7 protein-coding genes are annotated in these 6206 nt (G+C 70.9%); all 7 read left to right on the forward strand.

What is annotated here, in order from left to right:
• The first annotated feature begins 187 nt into the window (after positions 1–187).
• A complete protein-coding gene (locus tag AB0O21_RS32720) occupies positions 188–1900 on the forward strand; it encodes a nitrite/sulfite reductase (protein ID WP_365176995.1) in 1713 nt (570 codons plus the stop codon).
• Positions 1897–2076 (forward strand): hypothetical protein, encoded by a 180-nt coding sequence (locus AB0O21_RS32725; RefSeq protein WP_365176998.1) that lies wholly within the window; start codon positions 1897–1899, stop codon positions 2074–2076. The genes AB0O21_RS32720 and AB0O21_RS32725 overlap by 4 nt, the downstream gene beginning before the upstream one ends.
• Positions 2073–2771, forward strand: coding sequence for a phosphoadenylyl-sulfate reductase (locus AB0O21_RS32730; protein WP_365177000.1), 699 nt, complete (start codon positions 2073–2075; stop codon positions 2769–2771). Before AB0O21_RS32725 ends, AB0O21_RS32730 begins: the two co-directional genes overlap by 4 nt.
• A gap of 38 nt (positions 2772–2809) precedes the next feature.
• Positions 2810–3355, forward strand: coding sequence for an adenylyl-sulfate kinase (gene cysC, locus AB0O21_RS32735; RefSeq protein ID WP_365177020.1), 546 nt, complete (start codon positions 2810–2812; stop codon positions 3353–3355).
• Positions 3352–4287, forward strand: coding sequence for a sulfate adenylyltransferase subunit CysD (cysD, locus tag AB0O21_RS32740; RefSeq protein WP_365177003.1), 936 nt, complete (start codon positions 3352–3354; stop codon positions 4285–4287). Before cysC ends, cysD begins: the two co-directional genes overlap by 4 nt.
• Before the next feature lie 2 nt (positions 4288–4289).
• Positions 4290–5642 (forward strand): GTP-binding protein, encoded by a 1353-nt coding sequence (locus AB0O21_RS32745; protein ID WP_365177006.1) that lies wholly within the window; start codon positions 4290–4292, stop codon positions 5640–5642.
• A 223-nt stretch (positions 5643–5865) separates the two neighbouring features.
• Positions 5866–6206 (forward strand): ABC transporter substrate-binding protein (locus tag AB0O21_RS32750; protein ID WP_365177023.1); only part of this gene is annotated, 341 nt, incomplete at its 3' end.

Below are 6206 nucleotides of genomic sequence, written 5' to 3' on the forward strand. Positions count from 1 at the left end.
GGAAGCGTCGATCATCGCAGCCCCCTGAAGGCCGAATACCGCCCTGCCCGCCGGCCACCCCGGCAAAGGCGCGGCGCTCAGCCGCACCCGCTCAGTGACGCCAGTGCCTGTGCCGGGGGCACTCCATCGCCACCCCCTGCTCTGATACCGCCCTCCGCCCTGAGCCGCCGAAGAAGGACGTACCGCCATGGCCGCCACCCCCGAAACGCCCGCAGCCGCAGCTCCCGCCGCAGCCGCCGCGCGCCGCAAGACCGGCCGTCACCGCGGCGAGGGTCAGTGGGCCGTCGGACACCACACCCCCCTCAACGGCAACGAGCAGTTCAAGAAGGACGACGACGGTCTCAACGTGCGGGCACGCATCGAGAACGTCTACTCCAAGACGGGCTTCGACTCGATCGACCCCAACGACCTGCGCGGCCGTATGCGCTGGTGGGGCCTCTACACCCAGCGCAAGCCCGGGATCGACGGCGGCAAGACCGCGATCCTGGAGCCGGAGGAGCTGGACGACAAGTACTTCATGCTGCGCGTCCGCATCGACGGCGGCCGGCTGACCACCGAGCAGCTCCGCGTCATCGGCGAGATCTCCGAGGAGTTCGCCCGCGGCACCGCCGACCTCACCGACCGCCAGAACGTGCAGTACCACTGGATCCGGATCGAGGACGTCCCGGAGATCTGGCGCCGCCTGGAGGCCGTCGGCCTGTCCACCACCGAGGCCTGCGGTGACACGCCCCGCGTCATCCTCGGTTCGCCCGTGGCCGGCATCGCCCAGGACGAGATCATCGACGGCACCCCCGCCATCGACGAGATCTACCGCCGCATCGTCGGCAACCCCGACTTCTCGAACCTGCCCCGCAAGTTCAAGTCCGCGATCTCCGGCTCGCCGCTGCTCGACGTGGCGCACGAGATCAACGACATCGCGTTCGTGGGCGTGAACCACCCCGAGCACGGCCCCGGCTTCGACGTCTGGGTCGGCGGCGGTCTCTCCACCAACCCCAAGCTGGGCGTGCGCCTGGGCACCTGGGTCTCGCTCGACGAGGTCCCGGACGTGTACGAGGGCGTCATCTCGATCTTCCGCGACTACGGATACCGCCGGCTGCGCACCCGCGCCCGCCTGAAGTTCCTCGTCGCCGACTGGGGCCCGGCCAAGTTCCGCCAGGTCCTGGAGGACGAGTACCTGAAGCGCAAGCTGACCGACGGCCCCGCGCCCGAGCAGCCCAGCGGCCAGTGGCGCGACCACGTCGGCGTGCACCAGCAGCAGGACGGCAAGTTCTACGTCGGCTTCGCGCCCCGCGTGGGCCGTGTCGACGGCGCCACCCTGACCAAGATCGCGGACGTCGCCGAGCAGCACGGTTCGGCCCGCCTGCGCACCACCGCCGAGCAGAAGATGATCGTCCTCGACATCGAGGCCGACCAGGTCGACTCGGTGGTCGCGGCCCTGGAGGCGCTGGACCTGCGGGTCAAGCCGTCCCCGTTCCGCCGCGGCACGATGGCCTGCACCGGCATCGAGTTCTGCAAGCTGGCCATCGTCGAGACGAAGGCGCGCGGCGCCTCGCTGATCGACGAGCTGGAGCGCCGCCTGCCGGAGTTCGCCGAGCCGCTCACCATCAACATCAACGGCTGCCCGAACGCCTGCGCCCGTATCCAGGTGGCGGACATCGGTCTCAAGGGCCAGCTGGTCCTGGACGACGACGGCAACCAGGTGGAGGGCTACCAGGTCCACCTGGGCGGCGCCCTCGGCCTGGAGGCCGGCTTCGGCCGCAAGGTCCGCGGCCTGAAGGTCACCTCGGCCGGTCTGCCCGACTACGTCGAGCGGGTCGTCACGCGCTTCGAGGAGCAGCGTGAGGACGGCGAGCGCTTCGCGGCCTGGGTCGGCCGCGCCAAGGACGAGGACCTCTCGTGAGCGAGCGCGCCGCACCGTTCTACTGCCCGTACTGCGGCGACGAGGACCTGTTTCCGAACGAGACGGGTCACGGCGCCTGGGAATGCAGGGCCTGCAACCGAGCCTTCCAGCTGAAGTACCTCGGGCTGCTGGCCCGGGGTGTTCAGTCCAACGCAGCTGGAGGGGACGAGATATGACCACCACTCAAGACGCGAGCCTCAAAGAGCTCGCCGAGCAGGCGGGCCGGGACCTGGAGGACGCCTCCGCGCTGGAGATCCTCACCTGGGCGGCCGAGACCTTCGGCAAGAAGTTCGCCGTGACCTCCTCCATGGAGGACGCGGTCGTCGCCCACCTGGCCTCCCGCGCCTTCCCCGGCGTGGACGTGGTGTTCCTCGACACCGGCTACCACTTCGAGGAGACCATCGGCACCCGCGACGCGGTCGAGGCCGTGATGGACGTCAACGTCATCACGCTCACCCCGCGCCAGACGGTCGCCGAGCAGGACGCGGAGTACGGCCCGAAGCTGCACGACCGCGACCCCGACCTGTGCTGCGCACTGCGCAAGGTCAAGCCGCTCGAAGAGGGCCTGACCGCGTACGAGGCGTGGGCGACCGGCCTGCGCCGCGACGAGTCCCCGACCCGGGCCAACACCCCGGTGGTCGGCTGGGACGAGAAGCGGCAGAAGGTCAAGATCTCGCCGATCGCCCGCTGGACCCAGGACGACGTGGACGCGTACGTCGCCGAGCACGGCGTACTCACCAACCCGCTGCTGATGGACGGTTACGCCTCCGTCGGCTGCGCCCCCTGCACCCGCCGCGTGGCGGAGGGCGAGGACGCGAGGGCCGGCCGCTGGGCCGGGCGGGGCAAGACCGAGTGCGGACTGCACGGCTGATGACCACCACGGACAGCAGAGAACTGACGGAGAAGCAGATGAGCGTGAGCGACCAGGGCGCCACCGTGTGGCTGACCGGGCTGCCGAGCGCGGGCAAGACCACCATCGCCTACGCGCTGGCCGAGCGGCTGCGCGCCGAGGGCCACCGCGTGGAGGTGCTCGACGGGGACGAGATCCGCGAGTTCCTCTCCGCCGGCCTGGGCTTCAGCCGCGAGGACCGGCACACCAACGTGCAGCGGATCGGCTTCGTCGCCGAACTCCTCGCGAGCAACGGCGTCAAGGCGCTGGTGCCGGTGATCGCGCCGTTCGCGGACAGCCGTGAGGCCGTCCGGGGGCGCCACGCGGCCGCCGAGACGAACTACCTCGAAGTGCACGTGGCCACTCCGGTCGAGGTGTGCTCCGAGCGTGACGTGAAGGGCCTGTACGCCAAGCAGGCGGCGGGCGAGATCTCCGGTCTGACCGGGGTCGACGACCCGTACGAGGCGCCGGCTTCCCCGGACCTCCGTATCGAGTCGCACACGCAGACCGTCCAGGAGTCGGCTTCGGCCCTGTACGCGCTGCTCACCGAGAGGGGTCTGGCATGACCACCGTCGCCCACCTGCACGAAGAGACGGACGCGCCGTACGCGCTGTCGCACCTCGACGCCCTCGAGTCCGAGGCCGTGCACATCTTCCGCGAGGTGGCGGGCGAGTTCGAGAAGCCGGTGATCCTGTTCTCCGGCGGCAAGGACTCCATCGTCATGCTGCACCTGGCGCTGAAGGCGTTCGCGCCGGCGCCGGTTCCTTTCTCGCTGCTGCACGTCGACACGGGCCACAACTTCCCCGAGGTGCTGGAGTACCGCGACCGCACGGTCGCCCAGCACGGCCTGCGCCTGCACGTGGCGTCCGTCCAGGACTACATCGACGCGGGCAAGCTGCGCGAGCGCCCCGACGGCACCCGCAACCCGCTGCAGACCGTCCCGCTGACCGAGGCGATCCAGCAGCTGAAGTTCGACGCCGTCTTCGGCGGCGGCCGCCGCGACGAGGAGAAGGCCCGCGCCAAGGAGCGCGTCTTCTCCCTGCGCGACGAGTTCTCCCAGTGGGACCCGCGCCGCCAGCGCCCCGAGCTGTGGCAGCTCTACAACGGCCGCCACGCGCCCGGCGAGCACGTGCGCGTCTTCCCGCTCTCCAACTGGACCGAGCTGGACGTCTGGCAGTACATCGCCCGCGAGGGCATCGAACTGCCGGAGATCTACTTCGCCCACGAGCGCGAGGTCTTCCTGCGCAACGGCATGTGGCTGACCGCCGGCGAGTGGGGCGGCCCGAAGGAGGACGAGACGCCCGAGACGCGTCTCATCCGCTACCGCACCGTCGGCGACATGTCCTGCACCGGCGCCGTCGACTCCGACGCCGCCACGCTGGACGCCGTGATCGCCGAAATCGCCGTCTCCCGCCTCACCGAGCGGGGCGCGACCCGCGCCGACGACAAGATGTCCGAGGCCGCGATGGAAGACCGCAAGCGCGAAGGGTACTTCTAGACATGACCAGCACCACCGATCAGGCCGCCAACTTCGCGGACCTGGCAGCGACCACCCTGCTGCGCTTCGCGACCGCCGGTTCCGTCGACGACGGCAAGTCCACCCTGGTGGGCCGCCTGCTGCACGACTCCAAGTCGGTCCTGACCGACCAGATGGAGCACGTCGAGGCGGTCTCCCAGGCCCGCGGCCAGGAGGCCCCCGACCTCGCGCTGCTCACCGACGGCCTGCGGGCCGAGCGCGAGCAGGGCATCACCATCGACGTCGCGTACCGCTACTTCGCCACCGCGCGCCGCCGGTTCATCCTCGCGGACACCCCGGGGCACGTGCAGTACACCCGGAACATGGTCACCGGCGCCTCCACCGCCGACCTGGCCGTGGTCCTGGTCGACGCGCGCAACGGCGTGATCGAGCAGACCCGCCGGCACGCGGCCGTCGCGGCGCTGCTGCGCGTCCCGCACGTGGTCCTGGCCGTCAACAAGATGGACCTCGTCGGCTACGAGGAGTCGGTCTTCGCGAAGATCGCCGAGGAGTTCACCGCGTACGCCTCGGACCTGGGCGTCCCGGAGATCACCGCGATCCCGATCTCGGCGCTGGCCGGCGACAACGTGGTGGACCCGTCCGCGAACATGGACTGGTACGGCGGCCCGACGGTGCTGGAGCACCTGGAGACCGTGCCCGTCAGCCACGACCTCACCACCTGCCCGGCGCGTTTCCCGGTGCAGTACGTGATCCGTCCGCAGTCCGCCGAGCACCCCGACTACCGCGGCTACGCGGGCCAGATCGCCTCCGGCGTGCTGCGCGTCGGCGAGGCCGTGACCGTGCTGCCCTCGGGCCGTACGAGCACGATCGCGGGCATCGACGCGCTCGGCGAGAGCGTGGACATCGCCTGGGCCCCGCAGTCGGTGACCCTGCGCCTGGCGGACGACATCGACATCTCGCGCGGCGACCTGATCGCGCCGTCCGCGAGCGCCCCGGCCACCACGCAGGACGTCGAGGCGACGGTCTGCCACGTGGCCGACCAGCCCCTGGCCGTCGGCGCCCGGGTGCTGATCAAGCACACGACGCGCACGGTCAAGGCCATCGTCAAGGAGATCCCCTCGCGGCTGACCCTGGACGACCTGTCCCAGCACCCGAACCCCGGGCAGCTGGTGGCCAACGACATCGGCCGCGTGGTCGTCCGTACGGCCGAGCCGCTCGCGCTCGACGCGTACGCCGACTCGCGCCGCACGGGGTCCTTCCTGCTGATCGACCCGGCGGACGGCACCACCCTCGCGGCGGGCATGGCGGGCGCGGCCTTCGCGGGCCACACCGAGCCCGAGGCCCAGGTCGCCGACGACGACGGCTGGGACTTCTGACGGTGTCCCCCGACATGTACGAGACCTTCGCGAAAGAGGGCGGCCGCGTAGGCAGCGGCGCCCTCGGCAGCGGCCAGGGCGGGGTGGCGCGATGTGCGCGATGACGTACGCGCACCGCATGCGCGCCCTCACCCCCCACGAGCCGCACCCGCCATTGCTCCACGAACGAAGACGTGCGTCATGAGATGACCACGTCACGAGAGGAAGCCCTCCCGTGCCTGCCATCCGCACCACCCGCACCACCCTTCGCCGCGGCGTCGTCGCCGCTGCCGCCCTGCCGCTGCTGATCGGCGCCCTCGCCTCCTGCGGCTACGGCTCCCAGGCCGAGGACAAGCAGCCCTCCGCGACCGCACCGGACGGCAAGAAGCTGTCGGCCTCCGAGGTCCGGATCGGCTACTTCCCGAACCTGACGCACGCCACCGCGCTGGTGGGCCTCCAGGAGGGCCTGATCCAGAAGGAGCTGGGCGGCACCGCGATCAAGCCGCAGGCCTTCAACGCGGGTCCGTCCGAGATCGAGGCCCTCAACGGCGGCTCCCTCGACATCGGTTTCATCGGCCCCTCGCC

The sequence above is a fragment of the Streptomyces sp. NPDC091371 genome, assembly GCF_040684275.1.
Classification (GTDB): Bacteria; Actinomycetota; Actinomycetes; order Streptomycetales; family Streptomycetaceae; genus Streptomyces.